This is a genomic window from Chlamydia serpentis (assembly GCF_900239945.1).
GTDB classification, from domain to species: domain Bacteria; phylum Chlamydiota; class Chlamydiia; order Chlamydiales; family Chlamydiaceae; genus Chlamydia; species Chlamydia serpentis.
In genome coordinates this window covers 384,147-403,833 of record NZ_LT993738.1, presented here as the reverse complement: position 1 = coordinate 403,833, position 19,687 = coordinate 384,147, and the positions used below count along the sequence as shown (strand labels likewise).

The window sequence follows — 19,687 nt, the reverse complement described above, 5'->3', positions numbered from 1 at the left end:
TTAGTATCACAATGAAATACGAGAGAGCAAGAATGCGAGATGAATTCTTGCGGAAAGGAACTTTTAATAAGATAAGATCTCTTTTTATAATGTTATTAGTAAAGGGCTGATTTTAGAAATAAAATAAATTTCCCGATTCTATTTGTTATTTTGATAATCTTGAAATTCTATAGTAAGATCTGCTTGTTAAGCTATAGTATAACACATAGGGAGGGTTTCTGAATTGCAAGATCAAAAGGAACATCCCATGATTTCTTCAGCTATAGTGTCATGGAAAAGCCTTCCACGTCTATTGAGGGAAAGAAATTTTTCGTTGACATCGAATAGGTTTTTTAATTCTGAATGCTCGGTAAATACGGAGATGAGCTTAGCAGGAAAATCCTCTAGGTAAGCCCCCTCGATAAGACGGAGGCGGAGAGCAAATGCCTCTTTAATTTTTGCTTTTTGTGGAAGAATTTCTGAAGTTTCTTGGGTAGAGAGATTCCTACGTACTGCACGTAAGTAATAAGAGATTCGGCTATAATTCTTGGAACGTTCTCCGTGGATGTATTGTGAAGCCGAGACTCCTAAGCCTAAGAAAGGACGATCCGTCCAATAATAAAGGTTGTGTTTCGCGACCCAACCTGGTTTTGCATAAGAGGCAAGTTCGTAGTGATGGAATCCTTTATTGATTAAAAGGTCTTCGGCTAAGAGATTCATTGTAGCAAGAGTCTCTTCTTCAGCAATTGTCGGGATTAGTATCTTACGGTGCTTATAGAACGAGGTATGCGGATCTATGGTGAGGTTATATAATGAAATATGGGTAATAGGAAGGGCTAAAGCTTGATACAGGTCGCTAAGGAATACCTCTTGGTATTGTGTTGGTAATCCGTAAATCAGATCAATTGAGAGGTTGTGAAAGCCATAATTTTGACATTCTTGTATTGCTGTAATTGCTGTAGATGAGGAATGCGTACGTCCTAGGAGTTTTAAGATAGCATCGTCAAAGGTTTGCACACCAATGCTAATCCTATTTATAGGAGTTTTTTGTAGTTGATTTAGGTAGTCTGGAGTTAAATTTTCTGGGTTGGCTTCGAGGGTAACTTCCTTTGCATCGGGAGCAAGCTCTTTAAGGATCTGTTTGAAGTGGAAGGGAGGAACTAACGAAGGCGTGCCCCCTCCAAAAAATACCGTATCTACAAAATGAGTATTTTGGACTTCAGATAGTTTTTTTAGTCCTTCTTTGATCACAGCATGACAATATAACGATACTACCTCCCTTTTATAGGGAATAGTATAAAAACTACAGTAATGACACTTTCTCGTACAAAAAGGTATATGAATATAAAGAGCTAGAGGGATTTTACCATTCATTAGCATCAGGATCGATGATACCGCCACGTCTCCAGCGATTGCGATCACTAAATGGATCTTCATCGTCTTCGCTAGAGTAATCGATTTCTACCGCACCATCTTCACGTCCTTCATCAGTGAGCTCTAACTCTACCGTTTCTCCTGGGTCAATGTCGATTTCTGTTTCTGTAGGTTCGACAAATTCGATATCAGACATGCTGGGACCGTCAGGGTAGACTGTCTTCGCAGGACTACGTCGTGGAGTTACATACTCCTCAATTTCTCCATTTTCTTTGAGGAGTTGTAGTCGTTCTTTTTCTTCATGAATTTTATGCTCTAAAATTCGGATTTCTTCTTGGTGCCTACTGATTTCTTTTTTAGGCACTAAACCTAATTGCATCCATTGTGTAAGGTCGTGAAGTTCCGATTCAAGTTTTTTAAGACGTTCGCTTTTCATCCAAGGGTTCCCATCCTGTATTCAGAGAGCAGGTGTATAGCATCTTTTTGTTTTTTTTCAACTATAGAAAAAAAAAGAAAGATTTTTTTTTTTGAAAAATAAAAATTTGCTATGAAGCAGACATTTAGATCACATTTATTGAGATTAATTATTTTATGGATTCGGAGTTTGCTGGGCAAGTATATTCTTCGGACATGGATTGGATAGAGTCTATGTATCAGAGGTTTATGAATCATGAGACTCTAGATCCTTCATGGAAGTATTTTTTTGAAGGATATCAGTTAGGGCAAGCAGAATCTTTATCAGAAGTTACTGCCAAGATCTCTGAGAACGAGAATATCCTTATGTTCCAAGAACAGAAATCGCAATTTCTGTGTACAATTTACCGTTATTATGGATACCTTCAAAGTCAGATTTCCACGCTTTCCCCAACTACTGATTCTCCTCTAATTCGGGAAAAAATATCTAAGATAGACCTTAATGAGCAAGTTCCTTCTTTGGGTCTCCTTCCTAACCCTCAGGTATCTGTAGGCGAATTGATTCAAGCTTTAAAAAAATGTTACTGCGGAAGTCTTACTGTAGAAACCTTAACGTGTACTCCAGATTTGCAAGAGTTCGTTTGGAATCTTATGGAGAAACCTAAAGTAGAACGATCTAGCCAACAACTTCTTCGTTACTATAAAGATCTTTGTAAGGCGACATTTTTTGAGGAGTTTTTACAGGTAAAATTTACCGGTCAAAAACGTTTTTCTTTAGAGGGAGGAGAGACTCTGGTTCCTATGCTGGAGCATCTTGTCAATTATGGATCTGGATTAGGGATTTCTAATTATGTGTTAGGAATGGCTCATCGAGGTCGCTTGAATGTATTAACTAATGTTCTTGCTAAACCTTATCGCTACCTCTTTATGGAATTTGAAGATGAACCCGCTACTCGTGGTTTGGAAAGCGTAGGGGATGTGAAGTATCACAAAGGCTATGTCCTCAAGTCTCATCGTGAAAATGGTGAAACAACTACTTTTGTGATGTTGCCAAATGCTAGTCATCTTGAATCTGTAGATCCTATTGTAGAGGGGGTTGTTGCTGCCTTACAACATCAAGGAGAACCTGGAAGAGAACAAAGCAGTTTAGCAATTCTAGTTCATGGAGATGCAGCGTTTTCTGGCCAGGGAGTGGTTTATGAAACCCTACAGTTAAGTCGTGTGCCAGGATATTCTACTGAAGGGACTCTTCACATTGTTGTAAATAATTACATAGGTTTTACAGCAGTGCCAAGAGAGTCGAGATCTACTCCTTATTGTACTGACATTGCTAAGATGTTAGGGGTCCCTGTATTTCGTGTTAATGGTGAGGATGTTATTGCTTGCATAGAAGCTATAGAGTATGCCCTACAAGTTCGTGAGAGATTTAGTTGTGATGTGATTATAGATCTCTGCTGTTATCGTAAATATGGACACAATGAAAGCGATGATCCTGCAGTAACAGCACCATTACTCTATGATCAGATTAAGCAGAAGAAAAGTATACGGGAGCTTTTTAGGAAACACCTACTCGAAAGAGATACTGCAGATATCTCTGAGGAAACTTTAGTGCCTATTGAAAAAGAGATCGAGAATAGGCTCAATAGTGAGTTTCAGGTGTTAAAAGATAAAGAGCCAGAACCTTTCCCTAAGAAAGAGTGCCGTCATTGTGATCGCCTAAATAACGGTGAGCTTATCTTGCATGATATTGATGTTTCTTTGAATCGTGATACTGTATTTCATATAAGCTCTCGTCTTTGCGGGCTTCCCGATAATTTTAATCCCCATGCTAAAGTTAAGGCTCTGTTAGAAAAAAGAATAAAAATGACAGAAGGTTTGATTGGCTATGATTGGGCAATGGCTGAAGAGTTGGCATTTGCTTCGTTATTAATTGAGGGATATAACCTTAGGCTCTCTGGTCAAGACTCGATTCGTGGTACGTTCAGCCAACGGCATTTGCTCTGGAGTGATATTGTTACTGGAGATACATATTCACCATTATATCACCTTTCTGTAGATCAGGGAGCTGTAGAAATGTACAACTCGCCACTTTCTGAATACGCAATTTTAGGATTTGAGTATGGCTATGCTCAACAGGCACTAAATACGCTCGTGTTATGGGAAGCACAGTTTGGTGATTTTGCTAACGGAGCACAAATTATTTTCGATCAATATATCTCGTCAGGTATTCAAAAATGGGATTTGCATTCTGACGTAGTTCTGCTTCTCCCTCATGGTTATGAAGGACAGGGACCTGAGCATTCTTCATCTCGTATAGAGCGTTATTTGCAACTCGCAGCAAATTGGAATTTTCAAGTTGTATTGCCTTCTACTCCTGTGCAATATTTTCGGATTCTTAGAGAGCATACGAAGCGAGATCTATCTTTGCCTTTGGTTATTTTTACTCCTAAGTTGCTTTTGAGACATCATCAATGTGTTAGTAGTATTGAAGAATTTTCAGAGCCCGGAGGATTTCGCCCTATTCTCGAAGATGCCCATCCTAATTACAATGCTACTATCTTAGTATTATGCTCAGGAAAGATCTATTATGACTATCTAGAAATGCTTCCTAAGGAACGAGATAAGGATTTTTCTTGCTTACGTATAGAGAGCCTATATCCTCTAGCTCTTGAAGAGTTAGTAGAGCTTATTGATAAGTATTCCCGTATAAAACATTTTGTTTGGTTGCAGGAAGAGCCCAAGAATATGGGGGCTTATGACTACATTTTCATGGCATTGCAGGATATTTTGTCTCAGAAACTCACCTACATAGGACGTCCTCGCAGCAGTTCCACAGCGTCTGGATCAGCTAAGCTGAGTCGTCGAGAGCTAGTGACATGTATGGAAACTCTATTTTCTTTAAGGTAAACTATGACTACAGAAGTACGCATACCTAATATTGCTGAATCTATCAGCGAGGTGACTATAGCCTCTCTTTTAGTTCCAGAGGGTAGTTTTATTCAAGAAAATCAGGGTTTACTAGAAATTGAGAGTGATAAGGTAAATCAATTAATTTATGCTCCAGCATCGGGCAGAATTCTTTGGCAAGTTTCAGAAGGTGATGTTGTTGCTGTTGGTGGTTTGGTGGCAAGAATAGAGGTTGCTAATGAAGGAGAATGCGCTACAGATGTTCAATCTAGAGATACTATAGAGGCCGAGATTATTTGCTTTCCTCAGTCTGGAGTTCGTCAGTCTCCTCCTCAAGATAAGACTTTTGTTCCTCTTCGTGAGGAGATGAAAAAATCACACCAAAGTTCTTTAAAAGGAGATCGGAAAGAAACTCGAGAGCGGATGACTTCGATTCGAAAAACCATTTCTCGTCGCTTGTTATCTGCTCTACATGAATCTGCAATGCTCACTACATTCAATGAAGTGTATATGACTCCACTCCTCAATTTGCGTAAACAAAAACAGGAAGAATTTATCTCAAAGTATGGCGTCAAGTTAGGATTTATGTCTTTTTTTGTGAAAGCTGTTCTTCAAGCCCTAAAGGTCTATCCAAGAGTGAATGCCTATATTGAGGGTGAGGAGATCGTTTATCGTCATTACTACGACATTTGTCTTGCTGTAGGAACAGATCGTGGACTTGTCGTCCCTGTTATCCGTGATTGCGATAAACTCTCTAGTGGGGAAATTGAGAAAAAACTAGCGGATCTTGCCCTGCGAGCTCGTGAAGGACAACTCTCTATAGCCGAACTTGAGGGGGGAAGTTTCACAATTACAAATGGCGGTGTATATGGATCCTTACTATCGACGCCAATTATTAACCCTCCACAAGTAGGCATTTTAGGAATGCATAAAGTAGAGAAACGTCCTATTGTTTTTGAGAACGAAATTATCATAGCCGACATGATGTACATCGCTTTAAGTTATGATCATCGCCTTATTGATGGGAAAGAGGCTGTTGGTTTCTTAATCACATTAAAAGAGTGTATCGAAAACCCAGAATTACTATTGGATTTATAATTTTTTTGATTTTCCTTAATGTGATACTTTATTTAATTTTCTTTATTCCAGATGAAATGGATTCTTGTCATCTTGAGTAACATAAAGAGTGAGTGCGGCTTTTGTTTCTTTAGAGACTTCTTTGGCAGCAAGTGCTAGAGCCTCTAGTAACTTAGATTTTAGGTAGGGATTATGCGTTTGAAAGTGAGGTTTCCCATTGTGACTTAAGGGATTAAAAAATTCAAGTCCATGAATATGTACCTTAGTAATCCCTTTCTGCATTAATTCTTTTAATAAAGCTTTAAAGAATAACTCAGAGTTCATGTTTTTTTTACGATGCTCGTACGCTAGATCGTGATAATTTATGGATGAAGAACATTGCTGGTCTAACATTCTTTCTACATCCCTATCATAATGTCCCCAGGGAGACCATGCTAGAATTACGTTTTTAGAAGAACCTTGCCAAGGAAAAGATTGCCATGCCCCAGGTGTTTTTTGAAGATCCATTTGAGATTTGATTTTTGACCATTCCTCTTTTCCTAAGAGCTCTTGTAGTTGTTTTAGGGGTTGTGAGGTTGGTTTTGGTTGATCCGTTTTTGTATAGGAGTTTTCTGGAGGAAGTAGAAATAGAGAATGGACTGGAGATTCATGATCGCTAATTTTTGTTAGATTGGACGCACAAGCTGAGACGACTTTACAGCTGGGATAATTTTTTAAAGTGAAAACATCGATGCTACTAGCTCCTGGAATTAGAATGCCTGGAGGAAGTTCATGTTTGGTTTCTTCATAGTGGCAGAATAAAATTGAGCTAGTCGAAGTGTCATAGGGCGGCCTTGTTCGTTTAGGTCTAGTTTCTTCAGATGAAGGTATCAGGATTATCTGGGGAAGCTGTGAAGACACCTCTTTCTTCGGTAGCAGGTGAAGCAGAAGAGCTAAAATTCCAAGAGTTGCTGCTACTACTGTGATAATGCTTGTGATCATAAAACATTGCATTACAGGGAAACTTAACCCTGCTAGAACGAATAATGTGATGCTAGCTGCAAAAATTAAAAAAATAACAAGTACATTAAGAACAGACCTTGCAACTTCAAGTACCTTTTGTCTCTTTGAAACAGGTGTAACTCTCGAAGGTGTATCTTGAGTCTGTGTGGATGTAGGAAACGGTTGCTCTGGATGAGTTTTATCACTAAATGTGGCTCCAATTTTCATAAAACACTCACTATAAAAATTTCCTTACATCAGACATGAGTATTTTAACGAAATGTGATATTTAAATCAAGTGGTAGAGGGATAGTCTCTTAGGCTTGACTTTCTTAGTCTCTATTAAGGAGAAGCACCGCTGTTACATTATTCTTATTTTTTGAATCTTGGCCAACTAGCTTGGGATTGGGGTGGTGTAAGCGGTATCTTGAAGAAAAGAAAACCTCATGTTTGGAATAAGTACATAGATCACAAATAAATATTTGATTTTTGGGGATCCCTAGATCAAGAAGTTGTTTATGGGCAATGGCCCGGAGATCAAAATAATTGTCTGGTTTCATAAAGGAAACAAAACTGCGCGGAAATAGGATCTCGTAATCAGGGTAGAAAGCATGATCTGGGCCAATTGAGGGACTAATAGCTACGAAAAGATCTTGTGTTTTAGTTTTAAATAATTTCTTCATCGTTGCTACGGTAACAGCATAGATATTGCCGACAAGTCCTCGCCAACCACTGTGCACGTTAGCAATAGCGTGATGTTCTCGATCATAGAAGATCGCAGCTTGGCAATCAGAATGACGGATGTGAAGAGACAGAAGGGGAGACTGCGTGCAGAGACCATCTCCTGGTTGATAAGTAGAAGATGTATGAGTCACAGAACGTATTGAGGTACTGTGACGTTGGTGAAGATCACAGTAATCTTGAGAGTCGAGAGCTATAGCGATCTCAGGGTTCTGTGCTGCATAGACTTCACCTCCTGAGCCCTCTTGTTTTGAAAAAATTCCATGGCGTATAGGGAATCGATTGAGTTCTTCGAAAGTCCAATAGTTTAAAGGGTGTGTGTGAAAGGCGAGTGTCATACTTTACAACCCATTTGTTCTGGGTCTTTCCATACTCCATGTTCCTGTAAAAGTCGAATTAATTCTTCTTCAGCATCTTCCATAGGAATGAGTCTTTTTACACAAGTATGTTTTACATAAAGATCAATCATCCCTGCTTTTGACCCCACAAATCCAAAATCTGCATCTGCCATTTCTCCGGGGCCGTTGACAATACAACCCATGATTGCAATCTTAAGTCCTGGTAGATGTTTAGTTTTTTCTCGAATGCGTGTGGTCACTTCTTCAAGATCAAAGAGAGTCCGTCCACACATAGGACAGGAAATATACTCTGTTTTTACTAAGCGAACACCTGCACTTTGTAAGGTCGCAAAGGCGATTTCTCGAGCAGCCGTCAAAGAAATATTAGGCAGATCAAGAACAACAGCTTCTCCTAGACCATCAAGAAGTAAGGCTCCAAATTCTGTCCCTATGGATACCGCGGCTTCCTCCTCATTATTAAAATCTCTTGAAAAAACTAGCTTTGTAGGTTTGCCCTGGTGGCCTTGTTTTTCAAAGAAATCTCGGGATGTGTGAATGAAGGGGTCTGAAGCATGAAAATGTACAAATTGAGCGTCGTGCACAGCAGAACTATTCCAAATTGTCTCGTTGTGTTCATAGAGACAAGGCACTTGATGATGATGAAAAACTAGAAAATGTTCTCGTAGTACATCAGCAATTGGGGATTCTTTCAACTCTGGAGGTACTACGACTCCTTCAGGCGTTGTGAATGCTCTCTCGTTTGTTTCGGGGTTCACTCCAAGTTGTTTTAGTAGTTCTTCAGGAGAGAAGTCTGTAAGATGGAAAGAGTGAAGTTTTAAAAAGACACCATAGACATCTCCCCAAGGTGTTTTTTTAGTGATTTTCTTTGATTCAGCAACGAAACTTTCTGAATTTTCTAAGGAAAATGGATTTTTCTTCTTTGGAAGGTTTAGATAGATTTTGGTTTGATTTAGGAGGTTTTCACAAACAGGAATTTCTATAGTAGGACAACCTGTTAGAGAACAGCGTATTGTATCCCCAAGACCCTCTGCAAGAAGAGTGCCGATTCCCACCGCAGATTTTATGATTCCATCTATTCCCATACCAGCTTCTGTAACTCCTAGGTGTAGGGGATAAAGCCAGCCTCTAGCATCTAGGTCTTTAGCAAGTTGACGGTATGCTGCTACCATAACCTTCGGGTTGCTAGATTTCATTGAGAAGACAACATCTCTATAATCCATCTTTTCGCATATAACAATATACTCAATTGCTGAGGCTACCATGCCTTCTATGGTGTCACCATATTTTTGCATTATTCTTTCTGAAAGAGATCCATGATTAACTCCAATACGCATAGCCTTGCCAAGCTTTTTGCATTTTTCTACTAATGGAGAGAACTTTTCTTCCAGTCGTGAAAGACTTTGAGCATAGCTTTCGTCTGTATAGATTTTAGCTCCCTTAAACATATTACGCTTATCTACGTAATTGCCGGGGTTGATCCGGACTTTATCAACAAAGTCCGTGACTAAAATAGCTGCTTGGGGAAAGAAGTGAATATCTGCAACTAGAGGAATATTCACGCCTAAAGTAATTAGACGCTCTTTAATTTTTTCACAAGCTTGAGCTTCTTTAACTCCTTGCACAGTAACTCTAGCAATATCACACTTGTGTTCTGCTAAGAGACAGATTTGCTGTACTGTAGCCTCAACATCTGCAGTTGAGGTAGTCGTCATAGACTGTGTTTTTATTGAGTGCGCACTTCCTACATATAGGTGACCTATTTTTACATCGTGGGTCTTGCGTCGTGAAGATTGGACGCCGGAGGTCATGGGTGTCATAAAAATCCAAAGGTTATTAGGGTCTTAGAATTATAAAAGCTAGAATAATTTTCTTGAAGATCATATAGTCCCTAAACACTTATTAAAGTAGTCTCATCTTCTCCCAAAAATCTTCGCCTCTAGGGTTTTTATTAATTTTGGGATCATTTAAGAAGGGGGGGTAAAGATTTATCTTTTCGTATGAAATAACAAGTAGGTCTTTTCTTTACCCTATTTTTAAATGCCAATTATCTCTCTAGCTCTTTTCTCATGAAGATTGACTATCATCTTTTGTTTTGCCGAATGTTTTGATCAAGGCAAACATAAGTACAGAGCAAAGAATCACTGGAATTGGTATTAGAGGTCCTACAATTGTAAAGTAGGCGGCAACAGATGGTGCTGTAAAAATTAGTGTTATACAGACGGCTGCAAATGCAATGGCAGATAGTAAGGTAACAACTGCTAAGGCTATAAGGAGAGCTTTTTTCCAGGGTGTTGTAGAAAGATAATCTTGAGTAGGTTGGCTTGGGGGTGTGGGGGTTCTTGGAATCGAAGAGTTTTCTATATTTGGTAAAGACATGAATACCTCCAATTTTTAATTATAAGTCTATGTTTCTATTCTATTTGCGAAATACATCACTCTTTTGGCAAATAGAATGGAAACATAGGATTCAGGTGACTTGCTGTAAGGTATATACGTAGCTCTTTATTCGAATGTTTCTTAAATTGCTCTCCTACTGCATGGATCGCTTTAAGTAGGGCGATCTGTAAAAAATAACGTTCTGTAGGCCGATAAACAGGGCGTTGTAGATTTTGGGCTAGTGGGGAAAAGATTTCTTCCGCATGAATATGTAAAGACTTAATTTCCGAGGAATTTAGAAAGTCTGATATAAGAATACTAAAATAATCAGTAGCACATTGCTCTTTGAACCAGAGGAATGAGGGCTTATAACTTCTTTCTCCAACAACATCAGCTTTATTTAGAGCCTCCATATCTTCATCGGACAGTCCCCAAGGACTCCAAGAAATCAAGATCTTTTTAGCCTTGACTCCATCTGCTGTAGGCTGATCAAAAATTTCCCAGTAACCAGGTTGTTTATTCTGGTCCATTTTAAGTTTCATTGTTCCCCACAGCTCGTCCCCTAGTCGGTCTTTTAATTTTGCATAAATAGTGTTTTTTAAAGGCTCTATATTCTTATCTGTGCTACGTTCTGGAGGTAATATGAATAGCTGGTATGTCTCGGCACTAGGGTGAGAAATTTCTGAAAAATCTGGAGCCTGCGCTGTAATTAAACTAATGCGAGGATTTGCTATTAAGGAGTAGGTCAAGATATTTCGTGCTTCTGGAAAAATGACTCCTTCAGGAAGGGTTCCCAGACCTTTTGTATACATTTCTTCTAAGTTTGTTTTAATTCGAGAGCTCATGACAGGCTGCTTTTTCTCGGGTTTGGTCGAGAATAGAAGGGAATCTTTTGGTAGTTTTTTTGCTAAACAATAGAGACCAATACCTAGAATAATAGTAGCTAGAGCTAAGGGCCCTATAATTATAAAACTACTGAACGGTAGTGTTACGCAAGCAATCACACAACTAGTAATCATAGCTGCTGTCATCAGGAAAATCAAAAGCACGCCTAAAATATAAATAGTTAGCCTTAAAGCTTTCTGTGAAGATTTCTTAATTTTTAATAAAGAGGAAGGAGACTGGCATGCTTCTTCAGACTTGTGTTCAGGGGAAGTAGGGTTGAGTGTATTAGATATTGTTGAAGACATTGTTTAGTCTGACTTTATTAAATAATATTAATTTCGTGAGCTGATTTTAAACTATTTTGTAATTAAAATCATTTAAAAAGTTTTTGTGTTTTTAGTTAGAATTAATTTAATTTTCTTTGAGTTAATTGTACAAAGGTTCGGGGGATTTTCTTTAGAAGTATAAAGAGCTCTTTATTTTTCTATAGCCCCCTCTAGAAGAAAACTGTGCTATTCCTGCTCCTTAAGGAGTTTCCCTTGAGATTTCTTTGAGATAGTAATCTTTATAGAAAGAAGAATTACGCAGAGCACTGTCGCAAGAATAAGACCTCCTAGAATAATTAAGCATATTCCTGGAGCCCCAGGAATAAAGAACGCTATAATTGCTGCGAATATCTCTATAGCTAGAATTGTAGCCAGGACCTTGATCAAGCATTGAATAGTGTTGATCGTTTTGTTTTGGCACTTTTCTTTCCCAGATTTAGAAATTTGTTGAGTAGATTCAAGTTTCGTAGGGTTCAGTTGAGAGTTTATGGAAGGAGGAGGAGTAGACATAAACTTTTTACCTCTAGTTAGATTTTCCTTTTAACCAAGACTGCCTATTACTTATGTTCATCATGGTCTTTATATTTGCTGGTGCAAGTATAACTTGGATTAATAAGTTAAAAAAGATTTTTAAAAAATATTATAAGAGTATTGCATTTTTTCGAGGCAAAAGGTCTACTTTTATTAAAAATCTGGAGCGATCTAGCAGGATTTTGAGATTGATTCTATTGACAAACGAACATAGCACTAAAGTTTTTCAGCTTTTAAGCATTATTTTTTGAAATGTTTTCTTTGATAAAGCCAAGGGTTTATTGGCAAGTGCTCCTGGCTAGATTTGCTATAAGAACAGGGGCTTATATAGTAAATATAGGATTGGTAGTCGAATGTGTTATAACATTTTTATTCAGAAAAAGGGATCTGATTGTTTGATCCCTTGAGTTAGGTTGATTTGGCCGTTTTTAGTCGGAGGGTGTTATCCGGACGGCATTGTAGTCGGTAACAATTACAGTTATATCTTTTGATGGCTTCATTCCACTGAATCTTCTGAGAGCCTTTAGAAGACCGGTTTTAACAGTATCTAACCATGCATTGTGTAGTAAATTAAATTGGTTTTCGGGAGAGCTAGTGTTAAGTGGGTCCACAGGTTGTCGCTCTGGAGTTCCTTTGGGAGAAAATATGCCGCAAGAAATTAGTGGAAGTTGCACAATGTCTGCTCCCTGGTAGTCTGCCTCGTATAAGCAGTTCAGATAAGCCTGTTGAATTGTTGAAGATAATTCTTCGGGTTTTATTTCGCCATACTTAGGGCCAAGAAGTTGTGCTAAAAATTGCGGACTTCCTGGTTTGTCATCATTACTGCTATTGTCTCGATTTATCCAGGGTGCTGAGCGACATTCACCAACAACTAATGGTGAGCCCAAAGGAATGCTTCCGTTTCGTGTTTGCGTGTTCTGCCAACAAGTTGCGCTAGTCTTATTGGAAAGAACAAGGTTAGTTCCACCTAGTTCCCTAGCCATAGCAGCATTAGCTGCATTGACAATCATGACTTTGCCTTTAGTTTGCACCCGAGGTTCTGAGATATCTCCTGTAGTAACAATCAAGGTAACCCGTGAATTATTCAGGCGCCAAGCGTAGTACGGCTGGTTTTCAGTTGTAGTAGTCCAGGATGAGTCTATTAGAGAGAGGTTAGGAAGGAGAGTCCAATTTGTTTTAAGTTCTTTTTGGTATTCCTCAAGGGAAGCAGTTGGTACGCTAGAAGGAGACTCTTCGGGGAAGACCTCGACTTCTGGACTAGGGGTTTCTCTGGGATAGAACTTCAATTCTGGACTAGGGGTTTCTCTGGGAGGGGTTTCTCTGGGAAATTCTCGACTAGGGATTTCTTCTTTTGGTTGAGAAGGTTGTTTTAAAAGGAGATATAGGGATACTGCTGCTATAGCAAGAGCAACAAAGGTTGCTATCAAGAGAAGAGGTGTCCCAAGTATTCCAGCAGTAATTCCGGAGCCTATGGCTATAACTATAGAAAGAACGGCGATTGCAATTTTAAATATCTTAACAACGCTTTGTTGACTTCTCTCGATGCCGTGCTCTAGACTTGATGTTTCTTCTATATTTATATTTGATGGATTTGTATTTATTTTAACTTTTGGCATAAAAACATAATAAAATTAATTTGTGGAAAAATTTTATCATGAAGTATATTTTATCTTAAATAAAATAAGTTGTGTTCTTGCAAGTACTAATTTTTAGCTAAGTAAGAAATCTTTACATATGGCAAAGTGGCTTCTTATAAATCTACTTGAAAAATAATTAGATAGGAGACGTTATTCATCTAAAATTTTGTCTAAATAGATAATTCTTTACAGACGGATTTATTAGTTTTGCGCGCGGTTTCTTTCTTCTGCACTATTTATTTTATTCCAATACTCTTCTAACTTCGGCATCACTAACATTGTTGGAGCCGCTGTCACGATGGTTGCAAGAATAAATGTTAAGACAAGTATAATTATACCCACAAGTGGAGTTATAATGGCCCCAAGCGGAGGCATAGAAATAGTTAAGATACTAAAGGAAACTGCTGCTCCAGCTGAAAGACCTGTTATAAAGGCGGTTAACCCCACAAGAATAGTCAGTAGGCGTAGCATCGTATATTTAATTCTTAGGTAGAGCGGAAGAGTCTTTTTTTGTTGTTCTAGGGGCGGATCCTCTGGTTTTTTTGAAAGTAAGAATTTAGTCCATGGAGGATTAGCATTAATTTTTGTCATAATTATCTTTAGTTCTAAGTTATTAATAATATCTTATTATGTTTTATTATAAATAGATCTTTTTTAAAATGCTTGAAGTTTCTGTTTAATGATGTCTTACTAAAAAGTTTTAGGATCAAGAGGATTTATCACGCATGTACTGTTTGTGCATATTGTCCAGCATGGATGACTCCTGAGAAAAGATTACCTAGAGAAGGTTTCTGATGACAGCAGCCTCTGGAACGTGAGCGAGTGTATTCGTCAGCCGCACTAAGAAATTCATAGGTTTCTCGAGCAGCCGACTTATCGACTAATAAAAATCCAAAAAAGATACAGCCACCAACGAACAACACTGCTAGCCCTACTCCAGCTATAGCAAGAGCAGTCGTCGATCCAGTCGCCGCAGCGAATTTTAGGCAGGGAATGCTTAGCAATGCAATCAAAGCTAGAGCGATGCCACCAATCCATAAGATGACTTCAAGTATGACCTTCCCTATTTTCTTAAGAATTTTCATTAGTTTACAGGAATTGTCTTCGTGTATTGCAAATTGTTCATTACTTTGAGGACTACAACCTGTAATGGGTGATGAATTAGCCATTTAGTTTTATTTCCTATAATTGAAAATACGGGACATTATTTTATAGTAAATTAAAGTTTGTTTAAACTTTAATTACTTATTGTTTGATGTTTTATTTGTATTATAAAGTAGTTTACTCAAAATCTTTCTAGAAAGACATTAAGATTGTTCAATACAAACAATAGTGAGGGGATAATCTGGATATAGTTCTGCCATGTATTTTACCGCAGAAATCATAGCTAGAGATTGTGCACACTTCCCCTCTAGAGAAAGTTGATTACTACTCCTAGCTGGTTTCCCTAAGTTACCTAGAGGGACTTGGATGAGTTGAACATTGTTCTTAATAGAGGTCTTGATATAGCTCACGTAAAGAGCATAATAATATTCATGGACTGTTTCCGGAAGCATCTCTGGAAGAAAGACTTGATAACATAAGTCCGGTTTTAAATGCGGGGATGCAAAGGTCTGTTTTCTGTAAGATTCCTTCTTGATTTGTAGCTTGGTTTGTTGGATTGCAGCATCGATTTGAATTTTTGGTGAAGCAGACTCTTCTCCGTCTGAGGTTAATCGAGAGTTGGAAACTGTATTGGGCATCTCTTCAATTAACAATGTCCGGCCTAGAGAAGTCACTAATAAGCCATCCGAGTTGCTCCCTTGTATACATAATAGGGAAAATAAAGAATGTTTTACTTTCCACCCTTGGTAAGGGGGATTTATCGGTAATGAACAAGGCGGCGAAAGATCAGTAAGTTTATTGATCTTTTTTAACCAAGGTTCTTTCGAGCTACTGCTAATATTAAGTATACTCGATAGGATTTGAGGAGAAGAGAATAATTGTAATTCAATGTTTTCTTGTTCTTTGGGTATGATTTGTTTCAAAAGGTCGGTGGTCTTCTTATAAAGAATAAAGGAAGTAAGGATAACAACAACGAATGCAAGTCCTGTTAGGAAATACATTATAGGAATATTTAAAAGTATTCCAATGAGTAAAGTGCTTATAGTAACTACAAGGGCAAAAACTATAGTAATAAATAGAATACGAGATTGAATATTATGAAAATATTGAGTTGATTTTTTTGTAACTTGTGTTAAGGGCTGTCCTTTAGGGAGTGGGATTGACGTATTTATAGACATAATTAGTGAATTAACTTCTATTTAGAAGAAAATTATATCTTTTTTATCTATATATATAAATTCTGAAAATAGATGCGTTTTTATTTTCAGGCGCTTTATTTAAAAAATTTTTGAATTTTTCGAAGAAAAAAGAAAGAATTTAATACATTATATGTATAAATTTTTTGAATTAAAGGCAGGGCCTATAAAAAGCAAGAAGACAATTAATAAACAACATAAGTCGTCAGAGGATTATATTAGACTATGAAATTTTCATTCTGTGAAACTAGAAAGTAATTTTTACACATCCATCTTTAATACGGCATTGACAGGCAAGGCGTTCGATAGAGTCTTCAGGTTCTCCTAGAAAATCTTTTTCTTCTTCGGTAAAATCAGAAAGGCTATCTTGGCCTTCTAAGACTTCTATAACACAAGTTCCGCAAACTCCCTCAGTGCAGGCAAAAGGAATTCCTGCGGATTCGCAAGGGTCTATGATACTGCTATTGTCTTCTAATTCGAATTCTTGTTGTTCATCATCAGAGGTAATAATTAGCCTAGCCATAATAGTCCTTACTATCCGAGGTTAAAACGAGGGTTCGGAGTAGAGGGATTCGAACCCCCGACCTATTGCTCCCAAAGCAACCGCGCTAACCAGGCTGCGCTATACTCCGCAAATGAAGTTCTTAGGTAAAAAGAAATAACGTTAACATAGAAAGAAATAGTCGACAAGATCAAAGATCTTTCACAATTTCTCTCTAGACTTTTCCTTGCAGATATATGAATGGGAAAGTATGGGGGAAAACAAGGATTTTCTAGGAGAACTGTCTTTGTGTCTAGGAAGAAAAGTGATATTAGGGGAATGATTTTTGTCCCGATTGGAATCCTATTATTGATTTTCCTACCTCTCCCACAAATTTTTCTTGATTTTGGGCTATGTATTAATTTTGCCTTATCTTTGTTGACTGTTTGTTCGGTGTTCTCCCTGCGTTCTAGTAGTTCAGCAAAGCTCTTCCCCTCTTTTTTCTTATACCTGTGTTTATTACGACTAGGGCTTAATCTTGCCTCAACACGGTGGATTGTATCATCGGGAACAGCCTCTCTAATGATTTCCTCCCTAGGAAGCTTTTTCTCATTAGGAAACATATGGGCAGCAACATTTGCATCTCTGCTGCTTTTTCTTGTGAACTTTTTGGTTGTTTCTAAGGGATCAGAGAGAATAGCCGAGGTGCGCTCGCGATTTATCTTAGAGGCTCTTCCAGGGAAACAAATGTCCTTGGATGCTGATCTTGTTTCTGGAAGAGCTTCTTATAGGACTATTAAAAAAAAGAAAGATGAGCTTATAGAAGAAAGTGATTTTTTCTCTGCAATGGAAGGTGTCTTTCGTTTTGTTAAAGGTGACGCTGTTGTTAGCTTTATCCTTTTGATTATTAATGTAATTTCCGTGCTTATTCTCCATTACACGTTAGGTTATACTCTTAACGAGATGTGGTTTACAGTTCTAGGCGATGCTTTGGTTAGCCAAATTCCTGCTTTTCTTACTTCGTGTGCTGCAGCTACCCTTATTAGTAAAATCGATAAGGAAGAAAATCTTTTAAGTCATTTAGTAAAATACTATAAACAGTTGAGACAACATTTCAGAACTGTTTCACTATTGATTTTTTCTCTGTGTTTTATTCCAAGTTCACCAAAATTTCCTATCGCCTTAATTGCAAGTCTTTTATGGTTGGCATATCGAAAAGAAAAACCATGTTCAGAAGATACTTGTATAGCGGTTGCTCTTGCTCATGTACAGGCCGTGTCTCCCAAAGAGAAGGAATCTCAGTTATATGAAGCATATTGTAGTGCATCTGAAGAAGTATTTAAAGAACTGGGAGTTAAGTTTCCTAAGCTTACGCATGTGTGCATTGAAGGAGCAGAGACGGGGCTGCGATTATTTGGTCAAAACTTATATTTTGACTCAGTGAATTTAGAAACATTGTTTCCTTTACTCAGAAACATAGCGCATGAAGCTTTGAATGGGGAGATGATCCAAAAATATCTTGAAGAGTCAGAGAGATATTTTGGCATCGTTGTTGAAGAAATCATTCCTAAAAAAATCTCATTAAGTTCACTCGTGATGCTATGCCGTCTACTTGTTAAAGAAAGGGTTTCTCTTAGGCTCTTTCCAAAGATTTTAGAGGCAATTGCCATATATCAACATCCTGGAGATAGTTTAGAGGTTCTTGCTGAAAAGGTAAGGAAATCTCTAGGACCTTCAATTGGAAGAAGCCTATGGGATCAAAAACAAACTCTTGAAGTCATTACCGTAGATTGTCATGTTGAAGAGCTAATAAATAACTCATATTCAAAGTCTAATCCCGAAATTCAGGAGAAAGTGATTCGTCGAGTGGATAGCCTTTTGGAGCGTTCAGTATTTGGAGATTTTCGTGCTGTTGTTACTAGCTGTGAAACTCGGTGTCATATGAAAAAAATACTTAATGCAGATTTCCCAGATCTTTTGGTTTTGTCTCATAACGAACTTCCTAAAGAGATTCCTGTTTCCTTTTTAGGAATAGTTTCCGATGATGTTTTAATTTCTTAATTTGATTTTTCATGAAAAAATTATGTTAATATTTTTATTGTAAATATTGTTTAAAATTTTATTTTAAATTAATCTAATAAATAACTACGTAAGAAAAAATTTGTGAAAACACAGCAGACCCAAAATATAGCAGAGACGTGGAGCTTTTATTGGGAGACTCAGGAAATTGAGTATCGTGATAACCTAATCGAGTTCTACTTACCTTTAGTAAAAAGTGTCGTTCATCGTTTGATTTCAGGTATGCCTGCCCATGTCAAGACTGAGGATTTATATGCTTCAGGTGTTGAAGGCTTAGTGCGTGCTATTGAACGTTATGATCCTGAAAGAAGTCGACGGTTTGAAGGTTACGCTGTATTTTTGATTAAGGCTGCTATTATTGATGATTTGCGCAAGCAAGATTGGGTTCCTCGCAGTGTACATCAAAAGGCAAATAAGTTATCGGGAGCTATAGATTCTCTTCGCCAATCTTTAGGGAAGGAACCTACAGATCTTGAACTCTGTGAGTACCTCAATATCTCAGAACAAGAACTTCGCGGATGGTTTGTGTTAGCTCGTCCTGCATTAATCATGTCCTTAAATGAAGAATGGCCTTCCCAAAATGATGAAAGTTGTGGAATGGCTCTTGAAGAGCGCATTGCTGATGAACGTGCTCAAACGGGTTATGATGTTGTCGATAAGAAAGAGTTCTCTTCATGCCTAGCCAATGCAATTCAAGAACTTGAGGAAAAAGAACGGAAAGTCATGGCTTTATATTACTATGAGGAGCTTGTTCTCAAAGAAATTGGTAAAGTCCTAGGAGTGAGTGAGTCACGAGTTTCTCAAATTCATTCTAAGGCATTACTGAAGCTTCGTTCAGCTTTAGCAGCCTTTCGTTGAAAACAGTCTCAGGTTTTAAGAGAAGACCTATAGCTAGAAGTATTCCTCCTAAAACACATAATAGTGCATAAAGAATCTGTTTAGTGAGCATCATGACAATGCAACCTGCAATAGTAAAAACTCCTCCTAGAATCAAAAAAAGAATCATGGGGAACCATTCTTTAAGACGCTTGGGCAAGGAAGAACATGATGCTTTAAGATTACTAGAATCTAAAATTTCTAGAATTCCTAATGGAGATATAGACATAGAAACCCTATCTTGAATAAGAGATAAAAGTTATGGTATCTTAGCTAGGCGATTATTCTCACCTAACAATCTTTTCTTTATTTATCTCGGTGGTGCCTTGCATATAAGCTCTAGTATGGCTAAGATAGAGCTTTC

Annotated in this window: 18 protein-coding genes and 1 tRNA gene; 4 read left to right on the top strand and 15 right to left on the bottom strand. The window is 37.8% G+C overall.

What is annotated here, in order from left to right; translation table 11 throughout:
• Window positions 1-231: 231 nt before the first annotated feature.
• Both hemW and C834KP_RS01715 read right to left on the bottom strand, forming a co-directional pair.
• Window positions 232-1,353 (bottom strand): radical SAM family heme chaperone HemW, encoded by a 1,122-nt coding sequence (hemW, locus tag C834KP_RS01720; protein ID WP_108896481.1) that lies wholly within the window; start codon window positions 1,351-1,353, stop codon window positions 232-234.
• Entirely contained in the window at window positions 1,343-1,789 is a 447-nt protein-coding gene (locus tag C834KP_RS01715) for a hypothetical protein (RefSeq protein ID WP_108896480.1), read from the bottom strand. The genes hemW and C834KP_RS01715 overlap by 11 nt, the downstream gene beginning before the upstream one ends.
• 155 nt (window positions 1,790-1,944) lie before the next feature.
• Here C834KP_RS01715 and C834KP_RS01710 point away from each other — a divergent pair, with 155 nt between their 5' ends.
• Together C834KP_RS01710 and sucB are read left to right on the top strand one after the other, a co-directional pair.
• Window positions 1,945-4,674 (top strand): 2-oxoglutarate dehydrogenase E1 component, encoded by a 2,730-nt coding sequence (locus tag C834KP_RS01710; RefSeq protein ID WP_108896479.1) that lies wholly within the window; start codon window positions 1,945-1,947, stop codon window positions 4,672-4,674.
• Window positions 4,675-4,677: 3 nt separating this feature from the next.
• Window positions 4,678-5,772: a dihydrolipoyllysine-residue succinyltransferase gene (gene sucB, locus C834KP_RS01705; protein ID WP_108896478.1), complete on the top strand. Its 1,095-nt coding sequence runs from the start codon at window positions 4,678-4,680 to the stop codon at window positions 5,770-5,772.
• Window positions 5,773-5,814: 42 nt separating this feature from the next.
• Here sucB and C834KP_RS01700 read toward each other — a convergent pair whose 3' ends face one another.
• The 12 genes from C834KP_RS01700 to C834KP_RS01645 form a co-directional block, all read right to left on the bottom strand.
• Entirely contained in the window at window positions 5,815-6,960 is a 1,146-nt protein-coding gene (locus tag C834KP_RS01700; protein ID WP_108896477.1) for a hypothetical protein, read from the bottom strand.
• Window positions 6,961-7,064: 104 nt separating this feature from the next.
• On the bottom strand, window positions 7,065-7,811 hold the full coding sequence (gene pgeF / locus C834KP_RS01695; protein ID WP_108896476.1) for a peptidoglycan editing factor PgeF: 747 nt from the start codon (window positions 7,809-7,811) through the stop codon (window positions 7,065-7,067).
• Entirely contained in the window at window positions 7,808-9,640 is a 1,833-nt protein-coding gene (locus tag C834KP_RS01690) for a 4-hydroxy-3-methylbut-2-en-1-yl diphosphate synthase (protein WP_420808681.1), read from the bottom strand. Before C834KP_RS01690 ends, pgeF begins: the two co-directional genes overlap by 4 nt.
• 256 nt (window positions 9,641-9,896) lie before the next feature.
• Window positions 9,897-10,208, bottom strand: a complete 312-nt coding sequence (locus C834KP_RS01685; protein ID WP_108896474.1) for a hypothetical protein — start codon at window positions 10,206-10,208, stop codon at window positions 9,897-9,899.
• 56 nt (window positions 10,209-10,264) lie between these two features.
• Window positions 10,265-11,398 (bottom strand): hypothetical protein, encoded by a 1,134-nt coding sequence (locus C834KP_RS01680; RefSeq protein WP_108896473.1) that lies wholly within the window; start codon window positions 11,396-11,398, stop codon window positions 10,265-10,267.
• A gap of 207 nt (window positions 11,399-11,605) precedes the next feature.
• A complete protein-coding gene (locus tag C834KP_RS01675; RefSeq protein ID WP_108896472.1) occupies window positions 11,606-11,929 on the bottom strand; it encodes a hypothetical protein in 324 nt (107 codons plus the stop codon).
• Window positions 11,930-12,378: 449 nt separating this feature from the next.
• Window positions 12,379-13,566, bottom strand: a complete 1,188-nt coding sequence (locus C834KP_RS01670; RefSeq protein ID WP_108896471.1) for a macro domain-containing protein — start codon at window positions 13,564-13,566, stop codon at window positions 12,379-12,381.
• Window positions 13,567-13,788: 222 nt separating this feature from the next.
• Window positions 13,789-14,178 carry a hypothetical protein gene (locus C834KP_RS01665; RefSeq protein WP_108896470.1) on the bottom strand — a complete coding sequence of 130 codons (390 nt, stop codon included), beginning with the start codon at window positions 14,176-14,178 and terminating at the stop codon, window positions 13,789-13,791.
• Window positions 14,179-14,306: 128 nt separating this feature from the next.
• Window positions 14,307-14,756, bottom strand: coding sequence for a hypothetical protein (locus tag C834KP_RS01660; RefSeq protein WP_108896469.1), 450 nt, complete (start codon window positions 14,754-14,756; stop codon window positions 14,307-14,309).
• A 138-nt stretch (window positions 14,757-14,894) separates the two neighbouring features.
• Window positions 14,895-15,869 (bottom strand): hypothetical protein, encoded by a 975-nt coding sequence (locus C834KP_RS01655; RefSeq protein WP_108896468.1) that lies wholly within the window; start codon window positions 15,867-15,869, stop codon window positions 14,895-14,897.
• Between the two features lie 265 nt (window positions 15,870-16,134).
• Complete coding sequence (locus C834KP_RS01650; protein ID WP_108896467.1) at window positions 16,135-16,410, bottom strand: 2Fe-2S iron-sulfur cluster-binding protein; 276 nt, start codon at window positions 16,408-16,410, stop codon at window positions 16,135-16,137.
• A gap of 34 nt (window positions 16,411-16,444) precedes the next feature.
• Window positions 16,445-16,519, bottom strand: a tRNA-Pro gene (locus C834KP_RS01645).
• Window positions 16,520-16,677: 158 nt separating this feature from the next.
• On the opposite strand from C834KP_RS01645, the gene C834KP_RS01640 reads away from it, so the two are divergent.
• Window positions 16,678-18,429 (top strand): FHIPEP family type III secretion protein, encoded by a 1,752-nt coding sequence (locus C834KP_RS01640; RefSeq protein ID WP_108897126.1) that lies wholly within the window; start codon window positions 16,678-16,680, stop codon window positions 18,427-18,429.
• A 102-nt stretch (window positions 18,430-18,531) separates the two neighbouring features.
• Window positions 18,532-19,305, top strand: coding sequence for a FliA/WhiG family RNA polymerase sigma factor (locus tag C834KP_RS01635; RefSeq protein WP_108896466.1), 774 nt, complete (start codon window positions 18,532-18,534; stop codon window positions 19,303-19,305).
• Here C834KP_RS01635 and C834KP_RS01630 read toward each other — a convergent pair.
• On the bottom strand, window positions 19,259-19,552 hold the full coding sequence (locus C834KP_RS01630) for a hypothetical protein (protein WP_108896465.1): 294 nt from the start codon (window positions 19,550-19,552) through the stop codon (window positions 19,259-19,261). The two genes, C834KP_RS01635 and C834KP_RS01630, sit on opposite strands and share 47 nt — an antisense overlap.
• Window positions 19,553-19,687 lie beyond the last annotated feature (135 nt).

Coding starts and splice junctions, on each gene's coding strand:
- hemW (WP_108896481.1), bottom strand. CDS start 1,353: ATGAATGGTAAAATCCCTCTAGCTCTTTATATTCATATACCTTTTTGT.
- C834KP_RS01715 (WP_108896480.1), bottom strand. CDS start 1,789: ATGAAAAGCGAACGTCTTAAAAAACTTGAATCGGAACTTCACGACCTT.
- C834KP_RS01710 (WP_108896479.1), top strand. CDS start 1,945: ATGGATTCGGAGTTTGCTGGGCAAGTATATTCTTCGGACATGGATTGG.
- sucB (WP_108896478.1), top strand. CDS start 4,678: ATGACTACAGAAGTACGCATACCTAATATTGCTGAATCTATCAGCGAG.
- C834KP_RS01700 (WP_108896477.1), bottom strand. CDS start 6,960: ATGAAAATTGGAGCCACATTTAGTGATAAAACTCATCCAGAGCAACCG.
- pgeF (WP_108896476.1), bottom strand. CDS start 7,811: ATGACACTCGCCTTTCACACACACCCTTTAAACTATTGGACTTTCGAA.
- C834KP_RS01690 (WP_420808681.1), bottom strand. CDS start 9,640: ATGACCTCCGGCGTCCAATCTTCACGACGCAAGACCCACGATGTAAAA.
- C834KP_RS01685 (WP_108896474.1), bottom strand. CDS start 10,208: ATGTCTTTACCAAATATAGAAAACTCTTCGATTCCAAGAACCCCCACA.
- C834KP_RS01680 (WP_108896473.1), bottom strand. CDS start 11,398: ATGTCTTCAACAATATCTAATACACTCAACCCTACTTCCCCTGAACAC.
- C834KP_RS01675 (WP_108896472.1), bottom strand. CDS start 11,929: ATGTCTACTCCTCCTCCTTCCATAAACTCTCAACTGAACCCTACGAAA.
- C834KP_RS01670 (WP_108896471.1), bottom strand. CDS start 13,566: ATGCCAAAAGTTAAAATAAATACAAATCCATCAAATATAAATATAGAA.
- C834KP_RS01665 (WP_108896470.1), bottom strand. CDS start 14,178: ATGACAAAAATTAATGCTAATCCTCCATGGACTAAATTCTTACTTTCA.
- C834KP_RS01660 (WP_108896469.1), bottom strand. CDS start 14,756: ATGGCTAATTCATCACCCATTACAGGTTGTAGTCCTCAAAGTAATGAA.
- C834KP_RS01655 (WP_108896468.1), bottom strand. CDS start 15,869: ATGTCTATAAATACGTCAATCCCACTCCCTAAAGGACAGCCCTTAACA.
- C834KP_RS01650 (WP_108896467.1), bottom strand. CDS start 16,410: ATGGCTAGGCTAATTATTACCTCTGATGATGAACAACAAGAATTCGAA.
- C834KP_RS01630 (WP_108896465.1), bottom strand. CDS start 19,552: ATGTCTATATCTCCATTAGGAATTCTAGAAATTTTAGATTCTAGTAAT.